The organism is Lachnospiraceae bacterium oral taxon 500, from assembly GCA_002999035.1.
Taxonomy (GTDB): domain Bacteria; phylum Bacillota; class Clostridia; order Lachnospirales; family Vallitaleaceae; genus W11650.
The window spans coordinates 847,500-870,397 of record CP027241.1 but is presented as its reverse complement, the minus strand read 5'-3'; the positions used below and the strand labels follow the sequence as shown (position 1 = coordinate 870,397).

The window sequence follows — 22,898 nt, the reverse complement described above, 5'->3', positions numbered from 1 at the left end:
GTTATATACCTAACACCCCTATCCAACCATATCTAAAAAAATCAAATAACAAATGCAAATCATTATCTAAGTTCTTTATATCATCTTCAGTTCTCATTAGGGCAAAAATCCCCTGATACTGTGCTGAAATTAAGGATTTTAATTTTTTAAAAGTTAAATGTTCATATTGGCTAATATTTTTCTTTTCAATCATAAGCTGAGTCATTTTTGTTTCATTTTCAACGATTGTATTGAAAAATGTTTTATAAATTTTAGTTTTATCATTTAAAATTAAAATTCTAAATATTTTCCAATTATCATAAATATATTTCAATAAATCATTAGTAATATAGGACAATTCTTCGCTAATAATGCTAAATTCATCCCTTTCTAAACTATCAATAAAATCCTTATTTCTATCATTTGTTATTGATATAAAACCATCGCAAATGGGAGAAACAATACAGTCATACAAATCTTCTTTATTCTTAAAATGCTGATAAAGAGCTCCAATTGTAAGGTTAGCACCGCTAGCGATATTTCTTATAGACACCTTTTCATATTCTTTATTTTCAAACTCTCTTTTTGCACTTTCTATCAATTTATTATATGTTTCAAGATAACCGTTAACCATTAGACCCCTCCCACATATCACTGATATGCAATATTATATACTATAAAAATACAAGAAGCAAGACTGCTAAGTATAACTTTAAAAGAATAAATTATGAATGAATACCTTTTAACGTTTTTCAAATAGGGGTGTGCAAACAGATATTATATGGATTTCAAGAAGTCAATCATTAAATTGTATCAAAGTAGTGAGAGTCTTAGACCCAGCGACAGGTGGAGATACCTTCATCGCTAATTTCTCAAATGATTCACTCAAGTACACTGACCTAGAACCAGATCTAGGTGGCATGAACAAGATTAAAGACATCTATGGTCCAAATGGACCTTCACAGGGCAATATAGTTACATTCTTTGCTGAATTTGACACTCACTATCCAGAAATCACTGGACTAGAGAACGTAACTAACAAGGGTGAGATTTCTTCAGATCAGGCAAGCGATGAAGCTTCAGTTACTTACACAATTGATAAGTCTGCGGGGACTGCAACAGTTTCAGCAGGAACAATTCGTTTAAAGGTTGTAGATGAGATTGACAACACAACTCCTATCAAGGGAGCTGAGTTTAAGATTCAGACAAAGCTAAACGGCAAGTGGTCAGATTACTATATCAGAGGCCGTAAGGCAATCGCGAAGTCAAACGCAAGTGGAGAAGCTGTTATCACAGGTCTATCAAGAGGTGAATATCGTCTAGTTCAGACATCAGCACCAGGGGCATATAAGTTTGATAACAATGTATTTAAGCCAAACCCAGCATATACAACATCAGGTTCACTAAATGCAACTGAGGGAACATTCTCAATCCTAAATGCAACGCAGCCAGGATTCTCAGCAATCGTTCCAAACTACCAGAAGGTAGATGCAAAGATTAAGGGAAGCAAGGAATATGTTGATCAGGATAATACAGCTCTAACAATACCTGCAAATACATTTGAGGTTACACTAGCTCAGATTCCAACTGAAACATATGATGGCGTGACAATGCCACAGGCTCTTACAGCAGCTGTAGGCACAGACGGAAGCTTTGAGTTTGACAAGATCGAGTTCAAGAAGCCAGGAACATATAAGTTCAAGGTTTCAGAGAACAGAGCAAATCCTCTAGCAGGCGTAGTATACGATAATGCAGAGAAGGAAGTAACTGTTACAGTAACAAATGATAACGGAACACTTAAGGCAGTAGTAGATAGCGAGCCAGCATTTAAAAATGTATTCAACTACACAACTGCAAACTTTAAGGTTAAGAAAGCTTTGACAGGAGATCAAGCTCCTACAGCAGAAGAGTTCAAATTTGAGCTTAGCGCAGTAGGAACAACTGCAGCGGGAGTAAACGATGTTCCAATGCCTGCAGGTTCAGTACTTACCAAGATTTGTTCATCTGTTTTTTCTCCATTTACGATGTAGTCAATAGCAAGATTAAGGGTTGATTTTATAGGGTGTATTTTTGTAATAGCCATAAAAACTAATCACCTCCGGAAGTCCTGTTTAGAAGCAAGGAATGAATTTGCCACAGTTCTTTTGAAAAATGTTCAATCTCTTTTTTTATATCGCCTATGTCCTCTTTGTGGACTATACCACCGGTCGAATTTACTCGCTTTGCAATCTGATTGATGTTGTTTGTTGCGTTGGAAAGTAAGCCTTGTAAATCCCTAAAAGGCTCTAAATCTACCTGATAAATTTCCTTTTCTAAAACGCATTTGCGGATAAAGTGGCTCATATTTCTGCACTTTGCAAGTTTTCTTTTCTCCTCAAAATGAGCCTTTTCTGCCTTAGTCAACTTAATTTCAAGTCGTTCATTTCGTATCCTATTTGCCATAGATATTTCCTCCTTTGTATGATTTTCGGGGTATTAGGGTCTCCCTAACAAGCTAAAAATTGATAAAAAAAGAAGCAGTTCCCAAAGGGCTGCTTCGTCAATTTTTCCGTAAGTGTCCGTACACTTACTGTGCTTGCTACAAAAGTGTGAGTTATGGAGCAAGCATTAAGCAAGTTTTTAATTTATTATTAAATTGTACCACAAAGACGATATATTTTCTATAGGTATCTTGACAAATATTGAATTATAATTTATTATTAAATATAAATTCAGTATTAGAATAGAAAGAGGTGTGCTATGGCACAAGTATTAAAAGAAGAAGTCAGAAATAGAATACTCGAATCAGCAGAAAAAGTATTTTATAAAAAGGATTATAGAGGTGCCAAATTAACAGAAATTGCAAAAGAAGCGAATATACCTGTGGCACTCATCTATACCTATTTCAAAAATAAGGAGGTTTTGTTTGATGCAGTGGTAAGTTCTGTTTATATAAATTTTGAGTCAGCTTTTAATGAGGAAGAATCTTTGGAAAAAGGCTCTGCTTCTGAAAGGTTTGATGAAGTCGGCGAGAATTATATTCATGAACTTTTAAAAGAGCGTAAGAAGTTAATTATTTTAATGGATAAAAGCTCAGGTACAAAGCATACAGAAGCAAAACAAAAACTTATATCGCAAATGCAGATTCATATTGAAGTGAGCCTGAAAAGACAATCAAAAAGAAAATATGATCCAATGCTTGCCCATATTTTAGCTAATAATTTTACGGAGGGTCTTCTTGAAATAGCAAGACATTATCAAAGTGAAAAGTGGGCAAAAGAAATGTTGAAGTTGATAGCGAGATGTTATTATAAGGGGGTAGAATCTTTATAATTTTACTAAAATCAGTTTAATAAATTTAATTAAGGAGGGGGAAATAATGTCTTATTGTAGTAAAAAGAATAAAAGGTTATGGAGAGAAATGCAAAAGGACTGGAAAGAAGAGATTGTTTGTAAAATTCCTTGGAATGAGTTTAGTAAATATAATTTTAAAGACAATAATGAATGGTCGTTAGGAGACTGTGAACAGTCACCATTATGTCAAATGATTTGGGGAGAAATAATATCCGATTTTTTAACGAATAAGGATAAAGAAAAATATAATTACTTAATAAATAGATATTATCTAATAGTTAAAAATGATAAAGAAAGGTATAGATTTCTTTTTGATGTAATGAATAATGGGAAGCTGTGTTACGATATAAATGAGCAAGGTTATGATTATCATTTTATAGGTAATTTTACTCCGATTCCCGCGAATAATATGAAGCGTAAACGTAGCTTACAATTTATTCATAAGGACTTCAATGAAGATTGGAACAAGATGATAAAGTATATAAACCAGAATTGGAATGATTTCGACATGAATTTTTCTTTTGAAGATTATATTAAAATGACTTTACAAGAAGATTATTATTCTAATGATAAATTTTCAAAAATAAGTTGTTCAGAAAAAATAAAAGAGTTAATTAAAAAACGCGGGGAAACTATACAGAAAAAATGTGAAGAGCTTTTTAAAAATAGTTGAATATTAAAGCTAATGTGTTGATAAAATTTATGGTTTTGAGATTAATTAATGTATAGTAATAGACTTTGTGTAATCAGCAAAGTCTTACTTTAAACCTTAATATTGAATTATAATTCAATATTATTCAATTTTGAAAGGAGAGTTGTTCATGCCGGAAAAAGAATTAAGAAAAAAAGTGATTGGGAAAAACGGCTTATCCAATTCACTTCTTGCTTTAAAAATAGTATTTGATTTGATACCACAAATCTTACTTGTATATTTGATTAGTTCTTTAATCACAAGCAATATTAACGAAGGTGATTTAAAGTATATATTCTTAGGAATCTTTATATCGTTTGCATTAAAGGGAGTGTTTTACTATTTTGCGACAAAAGTTGCTCATGAGAAAGCATACGAAAAATTGACAGAACTTAGGTTAGATATTATCGGTCATCTAAAAAAACTAAGTTTAGGATTTTTCAAAGAACATAATACCGGAGAGCTTACCAACATCGTTCAACATGATGTAGAACAAGTGGAAGTATACCTTGCCCATGGTCTTCCTGAAATAATGTCAGTTACACTTCTACCAACCATTATTTTTGTAGCTATGATTTTTGTGGATTGGCGTCTTGCTCTTGGAATGATTGCCGGAGTTCCACTCATGTATTTGGTAAAAGTTCTTTCACAGAAAACAATGGATAAAAACTTTTCGATTTACTTTAATCATGAAAATAAGATGAGAGAAGAGTTGATGGAATATGTAAAAAACATTTCTGTGATTAAGGCTTTTGCTAAAGAAGAGGAGATTAGTGAAAGAACATTAAAAACGGCAAGAGAATATATTTACTGGGTTAAAAAGAGTATGGGAGCAATTACAATTCCAATGGGACTTATTGACATATTTATGGAAATTGGAGTGGTAATTGTCATGATTTTGGGAAGTATCTTTCTTTATTATGGGAATATTACAACTCCTAATTTTATTCTTGCAATAATTTTATCATCTGCTTTTACTGCATCTATAAGTAAGACAGCTACATTGCAACATTTTTCTATTGTGTTTAGGGAGGCATTAAAGGCGATTGGAAAAGTTTTAACAGTTCCACTTCCAAACAAAAAGACAGAACAAGGTTTAGAATTTGGAAACATAGAATTTAAAGATGTGAATTTTGCGTACGGAAAAGATTGCTTTGAGCTACAAAACATCAATTTAACTTTTAAGAAAAATAGCTTGAATGCCTTTGTAGGTGCAAGTGGTTGTGGGAAAAGTACCGTATCTAATTTACTTATGGGATTTTGGGATGCAGACGAAGGACAAATACTGATAAATGGAAAAGACATAAAAGAATATAGTCAAGAAAATATCTCAATGTTGATTGGTAGTGTCGGGCAAGAAGTTATCCTTTTTGATTTAAGCATTTTTGAAAATATAGCAATCGGAAAACTAAATGCAACAAAAGAGGAAGTCATAGAGGCGGCTAAAAAATCAAGATGCCATGATTTTATTTCAGCATTGCCAAATGGATATGAAACACGAGTAGGTGAAATGGGAGTTAAGTTATCCGGTGGAGAAAAACAAAGAATCTCCATAGCAAGAATGATACTGAAAAATGCACCGATTTTAATATTAGATGAGGCAATGGCAGCTGTTGATAGTGAAAATGAAAGACTAATCGGTGAAGCGATTGATGATTTAAGTAAGGATAAAACGGTTATTACAATTGCTCATCATCTAAATACGATTAGAGATTCAGACCAAATTATAGTTATGGATAAGGGTGTTGTTCTTGATGCAGGAAGCCATGAAGAGCTGATGAAAAGATGTGATTTTTATAAGGATATGGTTGAAGCACAGAACAAGGTAGATAGATGGAATTTGAAAGACGATAGTCTTTCACGAGCAAGGAACGGAGTGGATTGCGAGTGTACGGAGGTGGTAACAGAAAATGTTTAGAGAAATGTTAAAACTACTTACAAAAACCGGGAAGAGAGATTTGATTATATCAAGTGTATTCTTTGCCCTTTATGGAGTAAGTTCCATAGTTATGATTGTTATTGTTTTTTCTATACTGTTTCAGATATTTGATGGAACAAGCATAGAGAACCTATATAAATATTTTATTGTGATTGCACTTCTTGTTGTATTCAAAGGCATTTGTAACATGGTTGCGGATATGAAAAAGCATAGTGCGGGTTTTGATATTGTTCAGCAAATCAGAGAACGCATGATTATCAAATTGAAAAAATTCAGTTTAGGATTTTATACCAATGAAAGACTGGGAGAAATCAATACAATTCTACACAAAGATGTTGATAATATGTCCCTTGTTGTAGGACACATGTGGTCAAGAATGTTTGGCGATTTTTTGATAGGCACAGTCGTATTTATTGGTCTTGCAAATGTTGATTTAAAACTTGCTATTCTAATGGCTGTATCTGTTCCGATTGCTCTTATCTTTCTATATTTGACAATTAAGCAATCTGAAAAAATTGAAAATCAGAACAACTCAGCACTTCTTGATATGGTTAGCTTATTTGTTGAATATGTTAGAGGAATACCTGTACTAAAGAGTTTTTCAAACAATAAGAGCTTGGATAATGAGCTTATGAATAAGACAAAAAAGTTTGGAGAAACAAGCAAAGCAGCTTCAAGATTCAAGGCAAAACAATTATCCATATTTGGTTTTTTACTGGATATTGGATATTTGGTTCTTTTAATTGCAGGAACAATATTTGTTGTAAAGGGAAATCTTGATGTACTTAATTTTATTATCTTTGCGGTAATTTCAAAAGAGTTTTATAAGCCGTTCGCTTCTATGGAACAACACTATATGTACTATGTTTCGGCGGTGGACAGTTATGAAAGACTTTCAAGAATTTTATATGCAGATGTAATACAGGATAAAGTGAATGGGATTGTTCCGAAAGATAATGATATAGCTTTTGAAAACATAGATTTTTCTTATGAAAAAGATGAATTTAAAATGGAAAAATTGAGCTTTTCTATTGCTGAAAAAACAATGACAGCCTTAGTTGGAGAATCAGGTAGTGGAAAGACTACTATAACCAACTTGCTTCTAAGATTTTATGATGTGCATAAAGGGAAAATTACACTTGGAGGAACTGATATAAGGGATATTCCTTATGATGAGCTTTTAGATCGTATCAGCATTGTCATGCAGAATGTTCAACTGTTTGATAACACGATTGAAGAAAATATCAGAGTAGGTAAAAAAGGAGCTACAAAAGAGGAAATCATTAAAGCTGCAAAGAAGGCAAGGATACATGATTTCATTATGAGTTTACCAAAAGGTTATAAAACTGATATTGGAGAAAATGGTGGGATTCTTTCAGGTGGACAGAGACAAAGAATATCTATTGCAAGAGCCTTTCTAAAGGATGCACCTATTTTAATTCTTGATGAAATGACAAGTAATGTTGATCCTGTAAATGAATCTTTGATACAAGATGCTATTACAGAACTTGCAAAGAATAGAACTGTACTTGTAGTGGCTCATCATTTAAAAACAATTCAAAAAGCTGACCAAATTCTCGTATTTCAAAAAGGAAATTTACTTGAAAAAGGAAAGCATGGGGAACTTCTTGAGAAAGATGGTTACTACACAAAATTATGGAAAGCTCAATATGAGGTGTAACCATGATTTTGTTAAAAGATGTTTCTTATGAATGGGAAGATGGGCGAACTGCTTTAAAAAATATCAATCTTGAAATTAAAAAAGGTGAATTTGTTTTAATTTCAGGGAAAAGTGGAAGTGGTAAAAGCACTCTTGGAAGTGTAATGAATGGTCTTATTCCACATTATTACAAAGGCAAAATGAAAGGAGAAGCCTTTGCGTCCGGAAAAGATATAAGCAAATTATTGCTTCATGAAATAGGGCATATTGTAGGGACTGTATTTCAAGATCCGAGAAGTCAGTTTTTCACGACAACGACAGATGAAGAAATAGCTTTCGGACTTCAAACTATCTGTAAATCAAGAGATGAAATCAAACAGAGAGTAGAAGAAATATATACGGAGCTGGCTATTGAGGAACTTAAAGGAAAATCTGTTTTTGAATTATCAAGCGGACAGAAACAAAAGATAGCTATTGCAAGCATATATGCAATGAATCCGAAAGTTTTAATTTTAGATGAACCCTCAGCAAATTTGGATATGAAAGCTACATTTGACCTGTTTTTGATTTTAGAAAAATTAAAGCAAAAGGGTACAACAGTTGTTTTGATTGAACATCGTCTGTACTATGTAAAATCTTTATTTGACCGTTTTCTTTTGATTAAAGATGGAGAAATTGCACAGGACTTGAGTCGGGAAGAAGTTATCCATCTTAGTCAAGAGTTTTGGGATGAGAACGGACTAAGGACTCTTGAATTAGAAGAATACAGGATAAGTGAGAAGAAAGATTTATATAAATTAAATGATGAAAGTATCAGCGGAAAAGACTTGAAATTTTGCTATCCGAGTGTAGTTAAGAATGGAAATAAACAAAACCAGTACATTTTAAATCATCTTGATTTCAATATGGAGTGCGGAAAAGCCATTGGTCTTATTGGCTTAAATGGCACCGGAAAAACCACCTTTGCAAGAGTGATTTCAGGACTTGAGAAGATAAAAGAGGGAAAAATATGGGCGGAAAAAGATAAAGAGTTGAATCGTAAAGATTTAATGGAGATGTCATACTTTGTCTTTCAAGATTCGGACTATCAGTTGTTTTCGGAAAGTGTACTTGATGAAATGCTGCTTGGTATTTCAAGTAAAGATAAAAAAGAAAATATCAAAAAGGCAAAGTCTATTTTGAATGTACTTGGCTTAGATAAATATATGGATAAGCATCCGTTTGCTTTATCAAGAGGAGAAAAACAAAGACTGACAATAGCTTGTGGGATGATGAAACAGGCAAAAGTTTTTATTTATGATGAACCGACATCGGGTTGTGATAAAGACTCAATGCTTTCCGTCGCAAAACTGATTGAAGAACAATTAAAAAATGGAACAACAGTTTTGGTAATAAGTCATGATTTTGAGTTTTTAGCAAACACTGTGAGTGAGGTTGCGGTAATGGGAGATGGAAAAATAGAAAATGTTTTGAATATGAGTGAAAGCAATAAATTTCTAATATTGGACAAGATGAGAGGAGGTAGAGAGCTTGGCAGATAGAAAAACAGTTGATCCGAGAATAAAACTTACTCTACTTCCAATTGCCTCCTTTACGAGCTTTTTTATAAGCGATACAATTCTACTTTTTGTATTAATTGTTTTTGCCTTTTTTCTATATTTATATAGCGGGATGTGGAAAAGAGCGTTACGCTTTATCTTGTTTTTTGTGCTTTTATACTGCATAGAGTTAGGGCTTGGAAAATTTTGTGAAGCAAGTATTGTATTTGCAATATATATGTTTATTTACTTTGCATCAAGAATGACCTTAATCGCTATGTTTGGTGGATATATAACAAAGACTACAAGTGTAAGTGAAATGCTGGAAGCGTTAAATAGAATGAAAGTACCAAGAAGCATTGGTATACCTTTTAGTGTTTTGCTTAGGTTTGTACCAACTATAAAAATAGAACTCAAGGCATTAAAAGAGAATATGAAGATTCGAGGAATTGTAACAAGCAGATTTTTTCCGTTGCTGCATCCAATTAAATACATTGAATATACGCTTGTTCCGCTTTTAATGAGAATGATTAAGATTTCAGATGAATTGTCAGCTTCAGCACTCATTAGAGGACTCGATAGTGATGAGAAAAGGGTAACATTAACAGAATTGCGGTTTAGCTGGGCAGACTTAATGATTGGACTATTAGGAGCTTTGATGATTGCTCTTATGATAGTAATACAGAGAATTTATTAGGAGGACTTTTATGAAAAACAAATTAAATGGTCGTGATTTTATTACAATCGGAATTTTTAATGCAATTGGAATTGTCATATACATGGCAGCCGGCTTTGCTATGGCAACAACAGTTATTGGAGGATTTATTGCTTCAGGAGTCAGCTTTATGGTAGCAGCCACCGTTTATATTCTTATGGCTGTAAAAGTTAAAAAGAAGGGTGTATTTACAATATCAGGAACGCTTCTTGGTTTAATTGCGTTGTCAGGAGGACATTTGCCTCATGCAGTCTTTGCTGTAATCGGTGGAATTATATGTGATTTGATTATAGGAAATTATGAGAGCAAGGGACGAATGATTATTGGATATGGGACATTTGCATTAGCAGATTTTTTAGGGACAGTTGTACCTATACTTTTGTTCGGAACAGCATCATTTGTGGAAAGAGCATCAAAATGGAAAATGAGTGAAACACAAATAAATGAAGCATTATCTTATTTCAAAGTTTCGTGGGCAGTAGGATTTGGCTTGATAACTTTTGTTCTTGCTTGCATAGGAGCATTTGTTGCAACAAGGATACTTAAAAAACATTTTGAAAAAGCAGGAGTGATTTAATCAATCTTTGTTTGTGAAGGAAAAAATGGATTAAATAATGGAGGTAATTGCTATGTATTATTTAGGGTCTGTTATTCATATAGAAAAAAACAATAGACCTTTTTGATACTGGTAATTATCATAAAAAATCAAATTTAAAATATAAGGAAAGAGCAAGTTTCTTTCATTTTAGAGGACTTATTATGCCTATGTGCAGAAGTCCTCCTTTTTTATTCTCAAAAAGCAAACCACAGAACAGGAAAAGGAGGATAACTAAGTGGCTAAAGAATATTACCTTTATGTGAAAGGAAAAGCCGTACCTGTAAGCGAAGAAGAAAAACAAAAGCTTGAGGAAGAAGAACGAAAAATAAATGAAAGAAAAGATAGGCTTCACCAAAATTATCTGAAGCGTAAAGCAAACGGCAAATAACAGGAATATGAGGAAAGGTATAAAGCAAGGCGAGAACAGAAGAAGCAGGAGAAGCTAAGGGTTTTGAAAAGGGTTGGGATACTTGTAAAGGGTTCAGACGATAATTTATAGGAGTGGTGAGATATTGACTAAAAACTGAAAAAGTGATAATCTAATTATTAAAGATAATTAGATTATCAAAAATAAAAAATGAGAGGGGAAAGTTAGATGTCTTATTGCTCTGATATAACAAAAAATAGAATTTTAGAATGTGCTAAAGGGGAATTTTTAAGCAAAGGATTCGAAAATGCACAGGTAGCTGAAATTGCTAAATTAGCAAAAGTAACTACAGGAGCTATTTATCGTCATTTCAAAAATAAGGAAGCATTATTTTTTGCTCTAGTTGAAGAGGAATATAATTACACATTAGATGTTGTTTCTGATGTTGAAAAAAGGAGCGAACAAAAAACTATTAGGATAGACTCTGATTTAGTCGATGATGAAGCGATTATAGAAAATTTATTCTTGGAAACAATGCTATTTGTTGATTATATGTATGCACATTTTGATAACTTTAAGCTGATTTTTGCGTGTAGCAAAGGCTCACAAGTAGAAAACTTTATTGAGGATATTACTGAAAGATATACAGCTAAAAATATGAAGCTTATTCTTTTCAACGCTAAACAAGAGCAAATTATCACAGAGATTAAAGAGTTTGAAGTTCATGTCATTACAAAAGGCTATATTACATCTCTATGCGAGTGTGTTCTTCATGATATACCGCATGATAATGTTGGCGAATATATTAGAAGCATTGTTATTTTTCAATATTATGGTTGGCAAGGCTTAATGAAGAAAAATAATAGATAATTTTTTGTCAAAAAGTTAGCGATAACTAATTAACTTTTTGTTTGGAGGAGGTATTTTCTTGAAAAGTAACAATAAAAATGCCATTTCAGAGTTGCTTAAATACGCCGATGGCGAGAAAAAACAATTATACAAATCAATTTTGTTAGCGACCATAGGGGAACTGTTTGGAATGATTCCTTTTTTAGCAATAGCAAAATTGATAGAAAAAATATATCAATCTGAAGTGTCATTTAGAACTGTATTGTGTTTAACACTTATAGCTTTGTGTGGACAAGTTTTAAAAGGTATTTTTACTTTATATTCAACAATAACCTCACACAAAGCAACATTTCATATTTTAAAAAATATACGAAGTTTAGTAGCTGAAAAAATGCTAAGAGTACCTATGGGTGTAATGATAGATACTCCTATAGGTAAATTTAAAAATTTAATTGTAGATACAGTGTCTAAGCTGGAAGATTCAATGGCTCATTTTATGCCGGAGATAACATCAAGTATAGTATCTCCTGTTTTATTTTTGGTTTTGATTTTTGCTTTGGACTATAGGATGGGGTTGGCTTCGTTACTTACAATTCCTTTAGGAATGCTTGGATATATAGGTATGATGAAGGATTATGAGTTTAGAAGCAAAACATATACTACAGCTCAAAATAATATGAATAGTACTTTGGTTGAATATATTAATGGGATTGAGGTTATAAAAGCTTTTAACCACAGTGCTTCTTCTTATGAAAAATTTACGAACGCAATTAACTTCTTTCATGATAGTACACTTGCTTGGTGGAAGCAAAGTTGGTTATGGTCAGCATTTGTTCAAGCAGTTATGCCATCTACACTTTTAGGAACTTTGCCGATTGGTGCATATCTGTATATGAATTCAAAAATATCGTTATCAAGCTTTATTGTGTGCATTATACTGCCTATTGGTTTTATTGCACATTTAATGAAAATCGGTAAATATTCTGAGCAATTCAACATGGTTAAGGCGAGTTTAGACGCAATAGAGGAATTTCTATCGAAAGAGGAACTTAAAAGACCAAAAGAGAAGGTAATCTTTGATGACACTCTTTATCGTTTTGAAAATGTTTCATTTGCATATGATAAGGAACTTGTGCTAAAAAATATCAACTTTGAATTAAAACCAAACACAGTAACCGCATTGGTAGGAAGTTCCGGTTCTGGAAAATCTACAATAGCAAAACTTATGGCTGGTTTTTGGGATCCTTCCAATGGAAGCATCTGTTATGGTGGGAAAAAAATACCCGAAATTCCATTTGAACAGCTAACAAATGAGATAAGTTATGTTGCTCAAGACAATTTCTTGTTTAATACAAGTATAAAAGAAAATATAAAAATGGGAAACCCAACTGCAAGTGATGATGAGGTTATTGAGGCGGCTAAAGCTGCATCTTGCCATGACTTTATTATGGAACTTGAAAATGGATATAACACAAAAGTCGGCGATGCAGGAGGTTCTTTGTCCGGTGGAGAAAGGCAAAGAATTACGATTGCAAGAGCAATGTTAAAACAATCTAAGGTAATAATTTTAGATGAAGCAACTGCATTTGCAGATCCAGAAAATGAATATCTCATTCAAAGTGCAATCAACAATCTCATTAAAGGAAAGACTCTGATAGTGGTTGCTCACAGGCTCTCTACTATTACAAATGCTGATACAATCCTTGTTATGAAAGATGGGGAAATTGTAGAGAATGGAACTCATGAAGACCTTGTAAAAAAAGATGGAGTATATGCTTCCTTGTGGAAAAATTATGTGGGTGGACTAGATAACGAAAAGGAGGCACTGTAAATGATTAGCATTGTAAAACGAATATTAAAAATATCAGGAAAGTATCAAAAAAATGTAATCCTTGGTCTTATATTTAGTGGATTAAAATCGTTCTTCGTTTCTTTGATGTTGTTGGCGGTTTTACTGATTATGATTAATCTTGAACAGCTGAATATGACTATTATTATGCAGGCGACAGCGATTGTAGTTGTGAGTATATTCGGCAGATTTATTTTTCAATATCTTTGTGATAGAAAATTAAGTGCATCAGGTTATGAAATTTTTAAGGATAAAAGGATTGAAATAGGGGAAAAACTGAAAAAAGCTCCAATGGGGTATTTTTCAGAAAAAAACTTAGGAACAATCCAAGCGGTTCTAACAACAACTATTTCCGACTTAGAGGGTATGGCGATGCTTGCGATGAACTTTATTGTCGGAGGGTTTTTTCATGCCTTTAGTATGACGACCATGTTATTGATCTTTTGTTTTCCAGTAGGGATGGTATCTTTAATTGCAATCATCTTTGGTATGGGCGTTCTTAAATTAATCGCAAAGAAAACCGAAAAATATTCTCCTATCATGCAAGGCTCACAAGAAATGCTTGTTACTGATGCAATTGAGTATATTAGAGGAATTTCAGTACTTCGTTCTTTTGAAAAAGGAACTGATGGAAAAAATAAAGTTGAAAAAGCTTTTATGAGGAAATGCAAAGTTGATATTGAGGTTACTGAGGGGTCAGCTTATTTAATGAAATTATATGAAATGGTTTTTAAAGTTGCAAGCTGTGTATTGGTGTTTGTTGCAATAATTCTATATATGAAATCTCTGATTCCACTTTCATATACTCTTATGTTTATAGTATCTGCTTTTCTAATTTTTATGGAATTGGAGTTGGTTAATGATGGAGCATTTTTAAGCAGAATGCTCGCAACACAGCTTAATCGATTAGAATACGTTTCAGATATACCTTCGCTTGATGAGGGCGGAAAAGAAATTGATTTGAATTCCTATGACATTGAATTGAAAGATGCTTGTTTTGGATATGGCGAAAGAGAGATTTTGAAGAATATAAATTTGCAGATAAAGTCGAATAGCAGTTTGGCTATTGTCGGTGCTTCAGGTTCCGGAAAGACAACCCTTTGTAATATTATGGCAAGATTTTGGGATGTTAATAAAGGTGAAGTATTTATTGGAGGACATAATGTTAAGGACTTTACTTCTGAAAGCCTATTACAAAATATCAGTATGGTATTTCAGAAGGTTTATTTATTTAATGACACGATTGAAAACAATATAAAATTTGGGAATCCGAATGCTACACATGATGAGGTAGTGCAGGCTTGCAAGAAAGCTTGTTGCCACGATTTTATAACAAGCCTTAGTGATGGATACGACACTGTTGTTGGTGAGGGCGGTTCAACGTTGTCAGGAGGAGAAAAGCAAAGAATATCTATTGCAAGAGCAATCCTTAAAGATGCTCCAATCATTATTCTTGATGAAGCAACTTCAAGTGTAGATCCTGAAAACGAGCATATGTTAATTAGTGCAATTAATGAGTTAACAAAAAATAAAACTCTCATTAGCATTGCACATAGATTATCTACGGTAAGAGGAGCAGATCAAATTATTGTTATTGATAAAGGGGAAATTGTACAACAAGGGAATCATAGGGAACTAATTAGTCAAGATGGAGTATATAAACATTTCATCGAAATTAGAAAACAATCTATTGGTTGGAAAATATAGGTGATGAAATGGGAGATGCAGTTATTGATTTTGATAATGTAAGTTTCAGTTATGGAACACAAACAGAAGGGAGTCTCAGAAATATAAATTTCAAAGTTAAAGAAGGAGAATTTATTTTGCTTACTGGTCAGTCTGGTTCAGGGAAAACAACTGTTACAAGATTGATAAACGGCTTAATTCCACATTTCTTTGAAGGGGTTTTAACTGGAACTGTGAAAGTGTTAGGAAGTGATATAAAAACTATCACTCCCGGAGAAATGGGGAAAAATATTGCTTCTATATTTCAAAATCCACGAAGTCAATTTTTTACAACGAATAGTACCAAGGAAGTGGCATTTGCTCTTGAAAATTATGGAATAGATAGAGATGAAATGATAGATAGAGTGAATTGTGCATTTCACGATTTAGAAGCTGAAAATCTTATGGATAGGGATATGTTTTCTTTATCTAGTGGTGAAAAACAGAAGATAGCGATTATAGCTGCAAAAACTTTGAATCCCAAGATTTATGTTTTTGACGAGCCATCTGCAAATTTAGATATTCATTCAATTATTAAATTGAAAAAAATTATGGAGTGGTTAAAGAAACAGGGACATACAGTAATTGTTTCAGAGCATAGATTGTTCTACTTAAAAAATTTAGTAGATAAATGCTTAATAATGAAAGATGGAAAAATTGATAGAGAATTAAAGAAAAATGATATTGATAACTTGAATGATTCAGATATTAGAGCGTATAAACTTCGAACATTTAAGTTAAGTAATATTAAATATGAACTAAAGGATAATCTTATTGTTAACAAGCAAAATGCAGATTTTAAAGTGGAAAATTTATCTTTTTCCTATGATGTCAATCATTCTGTTTTGAGTAATTGTAATTTAGAAGGGAATTTTGGTGAAACAGTAGCTATAGTTGGACACAATGGAAACGGCAAAACGACATTAGGTAAAATAATGTCAGGATTACTAAAAGCAAGAAGTGGACAATTTTTTATTGAAGGTAAATATACAAAGCAAAAGAACTTATATAAAAGTGTATATTTTGTAATGCAAGATGCAGATTATCAATTGTACTCCGATTCTGTTGTTTCTGAGTTAATGCTCAGTTCTATGAATAGTATTAAGCAAAATGATGAAAAAATAGAAAATGCGATAACTTTATTGAATATTTCATCATTCAGAAATAGACATCCGCAAAGCTTATCAGGAGGGCAAAAGCAGCGAGTTACTATTGCAGCTGCAATAGCTTCAAACAAAAAAATTCTGATTTTTGATGAGCCAACCAGTGGACTTGATTATGAGAATATGAAAATCGTATCTGAAGCAATTAATGCTCTTCGTAAAAAAGGAATACTGATTTTTGTTATTTCTCATGATTTAGAATTTTTAAGTAGAGTAGCAACTAAAGCAGTTTTTATAGAGAATAATACTGTTAGCAAAAGGATCAATTTAAAGAAAAGTGATGAGTTTGAAACAATAAAAAGATTTTTACTGCAGAGTGAGGGATATGAAGAATGAGCAAATCTTGTAAACAAAATGGAATAAGATATGATCCAAGAATTAAGTTGTTACAAGTTTTAATCATAGGGGTTTTAGTATTTACTTTGACTGGTAAAAAGTATGAAGTTCTACTTTTTTTGTCAGTATTTGCATATGGAATGATAAGTGGCATATACAAAACTTGTTTTAAATTTTTAGCTTTATATATAGTGTTGTTTATGGTAGCGGAAATAAGTCCATTATTTATTTCAACTACAATACACTATTTTGTCCTATGTTTTATAACATTGGCACTTGCAGCTATAAATATGATTAGAACAAGTGAAATATCTGAAGTATTAGCTTCCTTGCAAAATATGAAAATCCCATATTATATAAACATTCCACTAGCTGTTATATTAAGATTTTTTCCTACTCTAAAACAGGATATTACTTGTATAAAGCAGGGAATTAAGACTAGAGGGATTGATATTTCTTTCCTTGGATTTTTAAAACATCCTTTTAAAGTTTATGAAATGATGTTGATTCCTATGTTAATGCGAATGTTATGTACTGCAACTGAGTTGTCGGCATCTGTTGAGACACGAGGACTTGGAGTTTCGTGTAAAAAAACTAGTTATACAGAAGTCAAATTTCGTATGCTTGATATGTTATTGCTAGTAATAATGATGGTATTTTATCTAGCTATCATCATTATGAAAATAAAAAATATTTAAAAACAAGGAGAATAATTATGGAAGAAAAAAAGAAATTTCAAATTAAAGATTTAATTATTACAGCACTAATGGTGTTATGCTCACAGGTTTTATATAGAGTGTTATCTTTTCTGTTCATATCGCCATACACAATGTTATTAGCAGTTCCGATATGGTCAATTATTGGAGCAATTGCCTATTTCTTAGTACCGGTAAAAACAAAAAATCCATGGATGATTTTATTATTTTGTGTACTTACAAGCATTATAGGTTTTTATCCACCATATATCATTAGTTGCATATTTGCCGGGATTATAGCTATGTTGATTGCAAGAACAAAAGGGGTTGGCAATTATAAAGGATTAACAATTGGATATATGATATTTTGTGTTCTTGCCGGCTTTGGTGGAATGTATGTACCATTTCTTTTTTATGCAGATCAAACACTTAAATCTTATGAAAAAATGTTTGGGAGCGAATATTTAGGTACATTAACTAAAATTGTTTCTCCTATGACTACAGTAATGATGCTTATTCTAATAGCTATTTGCGGATTGATTGGAGCAGTGATTTCAAAGAAATTATTGAAGAAGCATTTTGAAAAAGCAGGAGTGATTTAATCAATCTTTGTTTGTGAGGGGGAAAAATGGATTAAATAATGGAGGTAATTGCTATGTATTATTTAGGGTCTGTTATTTATATAGAAAAAAACAATAGACCTTTTTGATACTGGTAATTACCATAAAAAATCAAATTTAAAATATAAGGAAAGAGCAAGTTTATTTCATTTCAGAGGACTTCTTATGCTTATGTGCAGAAGTCCTCCTTTTTTGTCTAAAAACGCAGACAAAAAAGAAATGGAGGAAATAAAATGCCAAAAGAATATTACCTTTATGTTAACGGACAAAGGGTTAAAGTCAGCGAGCAGATATATAAAGTCTACTGGCGAGAAAAAGAACACGAAAAGTATTTAGAGCAGGTGGACAAGAAAAACCACTTGCTCTTTTTTTCATCATTGGATCATGACGGACACTTTGTAGATAATATTGTCGATGAAAGTGTTGATGTAGAAAAGATTGTTGAAACACAGATGATGATTGAAGCAGTCAGAAATGCTATATCAAGACTCAATGCAGAAGAAAGAGATATTATTGAACGCTTGTATTTCAATGATGAAACGGTTCGTTCAGTGGCAAAGCTTAAAAGTATTACACATCCAGCCTTAATCAAAAGAAGAAACAAAATTCTTGAAAAGCTGAAAAAATTCATCGAAGAACTTTAAAACTTCGGTAACCAAAGGGGTCAAATTTTCCTTATGTAAAGTGAAGGGGAGTTTGACTTCCTTTACTTTTATAAGAGATATAGCCTATTTATGGCAAACAGGAAGATGTAAAGAAAATCCCTTTCAAATATTTGTTCTTTGACAACTGAATAGACCATGACGGGACTTTTAATTACTTAGTGAGCGTAAGGAATTTACGCCATGACTTTCCTGCTGAAGAAATTCGGTTTAAATGAATACTGTCAAAGACAAGGATAGAAGGAAACGAGCGATAAATAAATTTTCTTAAAGCAAAGAACGAGGATAACTTTGCGAGCGATGACCTAAGTAATGATAATGATACTTCTTTAGTGAAAACCGGCTCATCTTAACAGGGGCGGTGGTGAGATTCCAATGTTGCTTATCCTAAGCACCCGTTAATGTCATAAAACTTTAGATAAAATTATATGAGGAGGATTTAGAATGAATAATGAACTATTAAGATATAGCCTCCAATTATCTATGCTGTCTATGTTACTTTCTAAGCACTTGCTCAGTGATATTGAATATAAAAAGATAAAACTAAAGCTGATGAAAAAGTATAATATCTCCACAGAATTATATTTATAATGTTTTGCAAGTGTGGTATAATATAACTGCATAGAAAGATACAAAAAGGAGGCGGATGCAGTGAAGAAAGATGTAAAAGTTATTAAAGGTGATACCACACTAAAAAGAACTGCATCAGGCTGTGTTGAACGCTCAATAAAGAGAGTGGCAGCTTATTGCAGAGTTAGTACGGATACAGAAGATCAGATTAACAGCTATAATTCTCAGGTAGAACACTACACAGAATTTATACAGAAGAATAACGATTGGACTCTTGCCGGGATATATGCTGACGAAGCGATAACAGGAACACAGGTTGATCGAAGAATTGACTTTCAAAGGTTGATAAATGACTGTATGAATGGTGATATAGATATGATAATTACAAAGTCTATATCAAGATTTACGAGAAATACATTAGATACCTTAAAGTATGTAAGAAAGCTGAAAGAGTTTAATGTTGCGGTATTTTTTGAAGAAGAAAACATCAATACTTTAACGATGGATGGAGAGTTACTTTTAACTATTCTAAGTTCAGTTGCCCAGCAAGAAGTAGAAAATATTTCAGCCAATGTTAAAAAAGGCTTGAGAATGAAGATGGAAAGAGGAGAAATGGTTGGGTTTCAAGGTTGCTTGGGTTATGACTATGATCCGGAAACTAAGAGTATTTCCATAAATGAAAAAGAAGCTGAGATTGTACGATATATTTTCAGAAGATACCTTGAGGGTGTTGGCGGAATGGTTATTTCCAGAGAGCTTGAAGAACAAGGTTATTTATCGCCAAGAGGATATAAGAAATGGACTGAAACTACGGTTTTGGGAATTATTAAGAATGAAAAATACAAGGGCGATCTTCTGATGGGTAAAACATTCACTGTTGATCCTATTTCAAAAAGAAGATTGGATAACTTTGGGGAACAAGATAAATTCTACATTGAAAACCATCATGAGCCTATTATTTCAGAAGAAGATTTTGAAAAGGCTCAGGGAATTAGGTTAAGAAGGGCGAAGAATAGAAATACAGTTGCTAATAATGGTGGTAAAAGAGAAAAGTATTCAAGGAAATATGCTTTCAGCAGTATGCTGGAATGCGGCTTTTGCGGTCATATGCTTTCAAGAAGAAATTGGCACTCAAGTTCTGAATACAAGAAAGTAATTTGGCAATGCGTTAATGCTACTAAAAACGGAAAGAAGTATTGTCCACACAGCAAAGGCATTGAGGAAGAAGCTATAGAAAAAGCATTTATGGAAAGCTATCGTCAGGTATGCCACAACAATGTGGAAATTACAAATGAATTCTTAAAAACTGCGGAAGAAGAACTGAAAGATAATAGCTTAGCAAAGGACTTGAAGAAAATTAGTAATCAACTTGATAAAATACTGAAGAAAGAAAAAGATCTTGTTGAATTAAGGCTTAATGAATCAATCAGTATGGACATATATCAAGAGAAATATAATGAAATATCTATAAGTAAGGAAAAATTGCTTGAAGAAAAAAGAGCGTTAGAGATAACTTTGACCGATGAAAAAGCATTAAAGAAAAGACTTGAGGGATTTAAGAAGCTGTTAGAGTCAAATAAATATCTTGAAGAATTTGATAGAACTGTATTTGAAAGTATAGTAGAAAAAATTATAATTGGCGGGACAAACGCTGATGGGGAAATTGATCCTGCAATGATTACTATCATATACAAGACAGGAAAAAAAGACTCTCAAGATGGACGATTATTCAAGAGTAGAAGAAAAAATGCAAAAGCTGCTGAGGAAAATGACGGCAATAAATTGTATCCTCAATCAAGCAACGAGGTTAATAAATTGTATTCCTATACAATAGACAACACTGCCGTCAGTAGCGGCGGGGTGTGGAGAATGAGAGGAAAATTGCCGAAGTTCTATGAAAGGTACGGTTTAAAAAAAGAAAATGAAGTCATATTGATGGGGAGAGAATTGAAATGACGGTATATGAATATGGAAATCCTGCGGCAGAAATAGTACTTATCCAGCCTGTGGATGAACAGGATTTGTCTGTTATTGAGAATGAAGTAAATGAGATAAAGCGGCTTTCAAAGCCGAATTTTTACCTCCTTGCAATCAAGATAGACAAGTGGAACGACCAGCTGTCTCCGTGGCCGGCACCTGCACTGTTTGGTAAGGATAACTTCGGAGAAGGTGCGAAGGATACACTTGAAGAAATACTGAGCCTTTGTGCTGACAAAGATAAAACATATATCATCGGTGGGTATTCGCTTGCAGGGCTTTTCGCACTATGGGCAGCTTATCAGACGGATGTATTTCATGCGGTGGCAGCGGCGTCACCATCCATCTGGTTTCTGGGTTTTGTTGATTACATGAAGAACAGCGAAATAAAGGCGGACAAGATTTATTTGAGCCTGGGAGATAAAGAGGAAAAAACACGTAATCCTGTCATGGCGTCTGTCGGAGATTGTATTCGCGAGGCAAACGTGCTGCTTCAGGAGAAAGGGATAACTACGGTGCTTGAGTGGAATCAAGGTAATCATTTTAAGGACTCTGATATCAGGACAGCAAAAGCATTTGCATGGGTTCTGAATCTGGATAATTCACAGGACGGAAAAGCCAATTAGTGTAAATAATATTACAAAGGAGAACACAATGGAAGTTTTAGTGGCTGAGGAGGGGATTCCTCAAAGCATCGGATGTGAAGGGGCAAGGATTGTATATTATGGGAGTGAGATAGAGTTTCATTATGAAACAGTGCCGCCGCATGGAGATGAAATTTTTTCGGGCAAATTGCCGTTGTTAGATATTAAACTTCCATTTTGGATGTATGGGAGAAATCTGATATTTTTAGATGCGTATTATTTATTGGCGGAAACGGTAAAGAAAGATACTTGGGATCCGATAACCAGCATGCTTATCAATATTCATACAGGAAAATATGCAAGTTTGGAACACTGGTACAACAACATATCGGTTAAGGAAAAAGAAGTTGAACTAAAAAACGATTATGATGGAAAATCTATGGTTTTAAAAGATGTTAACGGCCTTAAGTGGGTTTAGAAAACTCGTAGGAGATTTATCCGGTATCTTGTGGAGCATGGCGCAAAGGTAAATGCTGTCAATGAAGCAAAGACAGAGGCATTTGAACAGGCTTTATATGGGGAAAAATATGAGAACCTGCCGATTATCCATGAATTAGGTCATACAGTCGAAAAATACGGTGGACAGGCATTTCGCAGTGCAGTTTCGGACAGAAATTATAAAGTACTTGATTTCTTTATAAAGAACGGAGTTGATATTAACTCAATTTTCTGCAAAGCGCTGAATTGCATTTTGAGCTTAAAGACTGTGATTTTAAATGGATAGAGTTTTTCTCTTTGATCAATACGGTTCCGATTAAAAAAGGCAGACAAAAAATTCTGCGGCTATCCAAACTGACGGGAGATTATGACCATATCTATATTATCTGGAATCCTAAGACAAAGAAGGTAGCTTTCTATGATATAGAGCATGAAGAGATGAAAGACATTTGTGGTTTTGAGGAATTTATAAAGGATATGTCATTATATATGCAAAAAATAATAGAAGGAGAGCTTTAACGAATATAGTAAAAAAGCACAGTTTAGTTCC

Annotated in this window: 20 protein-coding genes and 7 pseudogenes; 24 read left to right on the top strand and 3 right to left on the bottom strand. The window is 33.1% G+C overall.

The window, feature by feature from the left end; genetic code table 11:
* Position 1 precedes the first annotated feature (1 nt).
* A complete protein-coding gene (locus C3V36_04070) occupies positions 2 to 613 on the bottom strand; it encodes a hypothetical protein (protein ID AVM68492.1) in 612 nt (203 codons plus the stop codon).
* 187 nt (positions 614 to 800) lie between these two features.
* Here C3V36_04070 and C3V36_04065 point away from each other — a divergent pair, with 187 nt between their 5' ends.
* Positions 801 to 2,009 (top strand): hypothetical protein, encoded by a 1,209-nt coding sequence (locus tag C3V36_04065; GenBank protein AVM68491.1) that lies wholly within the window; start codon positions 801 to 803, stop codon positions 2,007 to 2,009.
* Here the strand turns inward: C3V36_04065 and C3V36_04060 are convergent.
* Positions 1,961 to 2,062 (bottom strand): annotated as a pseudogene (locus C3V36_04060) (relaxase). The gene C3V36_04065 and the pseudogene C3V36_04060 overlap by 49 nt on opposite strands.
* Before the next feature lie 5 nt (positions 2,063 to 2,067).
* Positions 2,068 to 2,421, bottom strand: coding sequence for a plasmid mobilization relaxosome protein MobC (locus C3V36_04055; GenBank protein AVM68490.1), 354 nt, complete (start codon positions 2,419 to 2,421; stop codon positions 2,068 to 2,070).
* Between the two features lie 297 nt (positions 2,422 to 2,718).
* Here C3V36_04055 and C3V36_04050 point away from each other — a divergent pair, with 297 nt between their 5' ends.
* From C3V36_04050 to C3V36_03940, 23 genes and pseudogenes are all read left to right on the top strand, one after another.
* A complete protein-coding gene (locus C3V36_04050; GenBank protein ID AVM68489.1) occupies positions 2,719 to 3,291 on the top strand; it encodes a TetR/AcrR family transcriptional regulator in 573 nt (190 codons plus the stop codon).
* A gap of 46 nt (positions 3,292 to 3,337) precedes the next feature.
* On the top strand, positions 3,338 to 3,985 hold the full coding sequence (locus C3V36_04045; GenBank protein AVM68488.1) for a hypothetical protein: 648 nt from the start codon (positions 3,338 to 3,340) through the stop codon (positions 3,983 to 3,985).
* A gap of 148 nt (positions 3,986 to 4,133) precedes the next feature.
* Entirely contained in the window at positions 4,134 to 5,921 is a 1,788-nt protein-coding gene (locus tag C3V36_04040; protein ID AVM68487.1) for an ABC transporter ATP-binding protein, read from the top strand.
* The gene (locus C3V36_04035; protein ID AVM68486.1) at positions 5,914 to 7,623 is read left to right on the top strand and encodes an ABC transporter; all 1,710 of its coding nucleotides are present in this window, start codon (positions 5,914 to 5,916) and stop codon (positions 7,621 to 7,623) included. The genes C3V36_04040 and C3V36_04035 overlap by 8 nt, the downstream gene beginning before the upstream one ends.
* A 2-nt stretch (positions 7,624 to 7,625) precedes the next feature.
* Positions 7,626 to 9,143 (top strand): ABC transporter, encoded by a 1,518-nt coding sequence (locus C3V36_04030; GenBank protein ID AVM68485.1) that lies wholly within the window; start codon positions 7,626 to 7,628, stop codon positions 9,141 to 9,143.
* A complete protein-coding gene (locus C3V36_04025; GenBank protein ID AVM68484.1) occupies positions 9,133 to 9,837 on the top strand; it encodes an energy-coupling factor transporter transmembrane protein EcfT in 705 nt (234 codons plus the stop codon). Before C3V36_04030 ends, C3V36_04025 begins: the two co-directional genes overlap by 11 nt.
* A gap of 10 nt (positions 9,838 to 9,847) precedes the next feature.
* The gene (locus C3V36_04020; GenBank protein ID AVM68483.1) at positions 9,848 to 10,432 is read left to right on the top strand and encodes a hypothetical protein; all 585 of its coding nucleotides are present in this window, start codon (positions 9,848 to 9,850) and stop codon (positions 10,430 to 10,432) included.
* Positions 10,433 to 10,469: 37 nt separating this feature from the next.
* Positions 10,470 to 10,716: pseudogene (locus tag C3V36_04015) on the top strand (hypothetical protein).
* A pseudogene (locus C3V36_04010) lies at positions 10,689 to 10,952 on the top strand (hypothetical protein). Before C3V36_04015 ends, C3V36_04010 begins: the two co-directional pseudogenes overlap by 28 nt.
* Before the next feature lie 96 nt (positions 10,953 to 11,048).
* The gene (locus C3V36_04005) at positions 11,049 to 11,690 is read left to right on the top strand and encodes a TetR/AcrR family transcriptional regulator (protein AVM68482.1); all 642 of its coding nucleotides are present in this window, start codon (positions 11,049 to 11,051) and stop codon (positions 11,688 to 11,690) included.
* 58 nt (positions 11,691 to 11,748) lie between these two features.
* Positions 11,749 to 13,500: a multidrug ABC transporter permease gene (locus tag C3V36_04000; protein ID AVM68481.1), complete on the top strand. Its 1,752-nt coding sequence runs from the start codon at positions 11,749 to 11,751 to the stop codon at positions 13,498 to 13,500.
* Positions 13,501 to 15,225: an ABC transporter ATP-binding protein gene (locus C3V36_03995; protein AVM68480.1), complete on the top strand. Its 1,725-nt coding sequence runs from the start codon at positions 13,501 to 13,503 to the stop codon at positions 15,223 to 15,225.
* Between the two features lie 8 nt (positions 15,226 to 15,233).
* Positions 15,234 to 16,742 (top strand): cobalt ABC transporter, encoded by a 1,509-nt coding sequence (locus C3V36_03990; GenBank protein AVM68479.1) that lies wholly within the window; start codon positions 15,234 to 15,236, stop codon positions 16,740 to 16,742.
* Positions 16,739 to 17,440, top strand: a complete 702-nt coding sequence (locus C3V36_03985; GenBank protein ID AVM68478.1) for an energy-coupling factor transporter transmembrane protein EcfT — start codon at positions 16,739 to 16,741, stop codon at positions 17,438 to 17,440. Before C3V36_03990 ends, C3V36_03985 begins: the two co-directional genes overlap by 4 nt.
* Positions 17,441 to 17,457: 17 nt before the next feature.
* Positions 17,458 to 18,039, top strand: coding sequence for a hypothetical protein (locus C3V36_03980; GenBank protein AVM68477.1), 582 nt, complete (start codon positions 17,458 to 17,460; stop codon positions 18,037 to 18,039).
* 183 nt (positions 18,040 to 18,222) lie between these two features.
* Positions 18,223 to 18,315, top strand: a pseudogene (locus tag C3V36_03975) (RNA polymerase subunit sigma-70).
* Positions 18,291 to 18,701 carry a sigma-70 family RNA polymerase sigma factor gene (locus C3V36_03970; protein AVM68476.1) on the top strand — a complete coding sequence of 137 codons (411 nt, stop codon included), beginning with the start codon at positions 18,291 to 18,293 and terminating at the stop codon, positions 18,699 to 18,701. Before C3V36_03975 ends, C3V36_03970 begins: the two are co-directional and overlap by 25 nt.
* 232 nt (positions 18,702 to 18,933) lie before the next feature.
* A pseudogene (locus tag C3V36_03965) lies at positions 18,934 to 19,072 on the top strand (conjugal transfer protein).
* A gap of 91 nt (positions 19,073 to 19,163) precedes the next feature.
* On the top strand, positions 19,164 to 19,310 hold the full coding sequence (locus tag C3V36_03960; GenBank protein ID AVM68475.1) for a hypothetical protein: 147 nt from the start codon (positions 19,164 to 19,166) through the stop codon (positions 19,308 to 19,310).
* 60 nt (positions 19,311 to 19,370) lie between these two features.
* Positions 19,371 to 21,131 (top strand): annotated as a pseudogene (locus C3V36_03955) (recombinase family protein).
* Positions 21,132 to 21,241: 110 nt separating this feature from the next.
* Positions 21,242 to 21,892: an esterase gene (locus C3V36_03950; GenBank protein ID AVM68474.1), complete on the top strand. Its 651-nt coding sequence runs from the start codon at positions 21,242 to 21,244 to the stop codon at positions 21,890 to 21,892.
* 28 nt (positions 21,893 to 21,920) lie between these two features.
* The gene (locus C3V36_03945; protein AVM68473.1) at positions 21,921 to 22,328 is read left to right on the top strand and encodes a hypothetical protein; all 408 of its coding nucleotides are present in this window, start codon (positions 21,921 to 21,923) and stop codon (positions 22,326 to 22,328) included.
* A gap of 30 nt (positions 22,329 to 22,358) precedes the next feature.
* Positions 22,359 to 22,867 (top strand): annotated as a pseudogene (locus C3V36_03940) (hypothetical protein).
* Positions 22,868 to 22,898 lie beyond the last annotated feature (31 nt).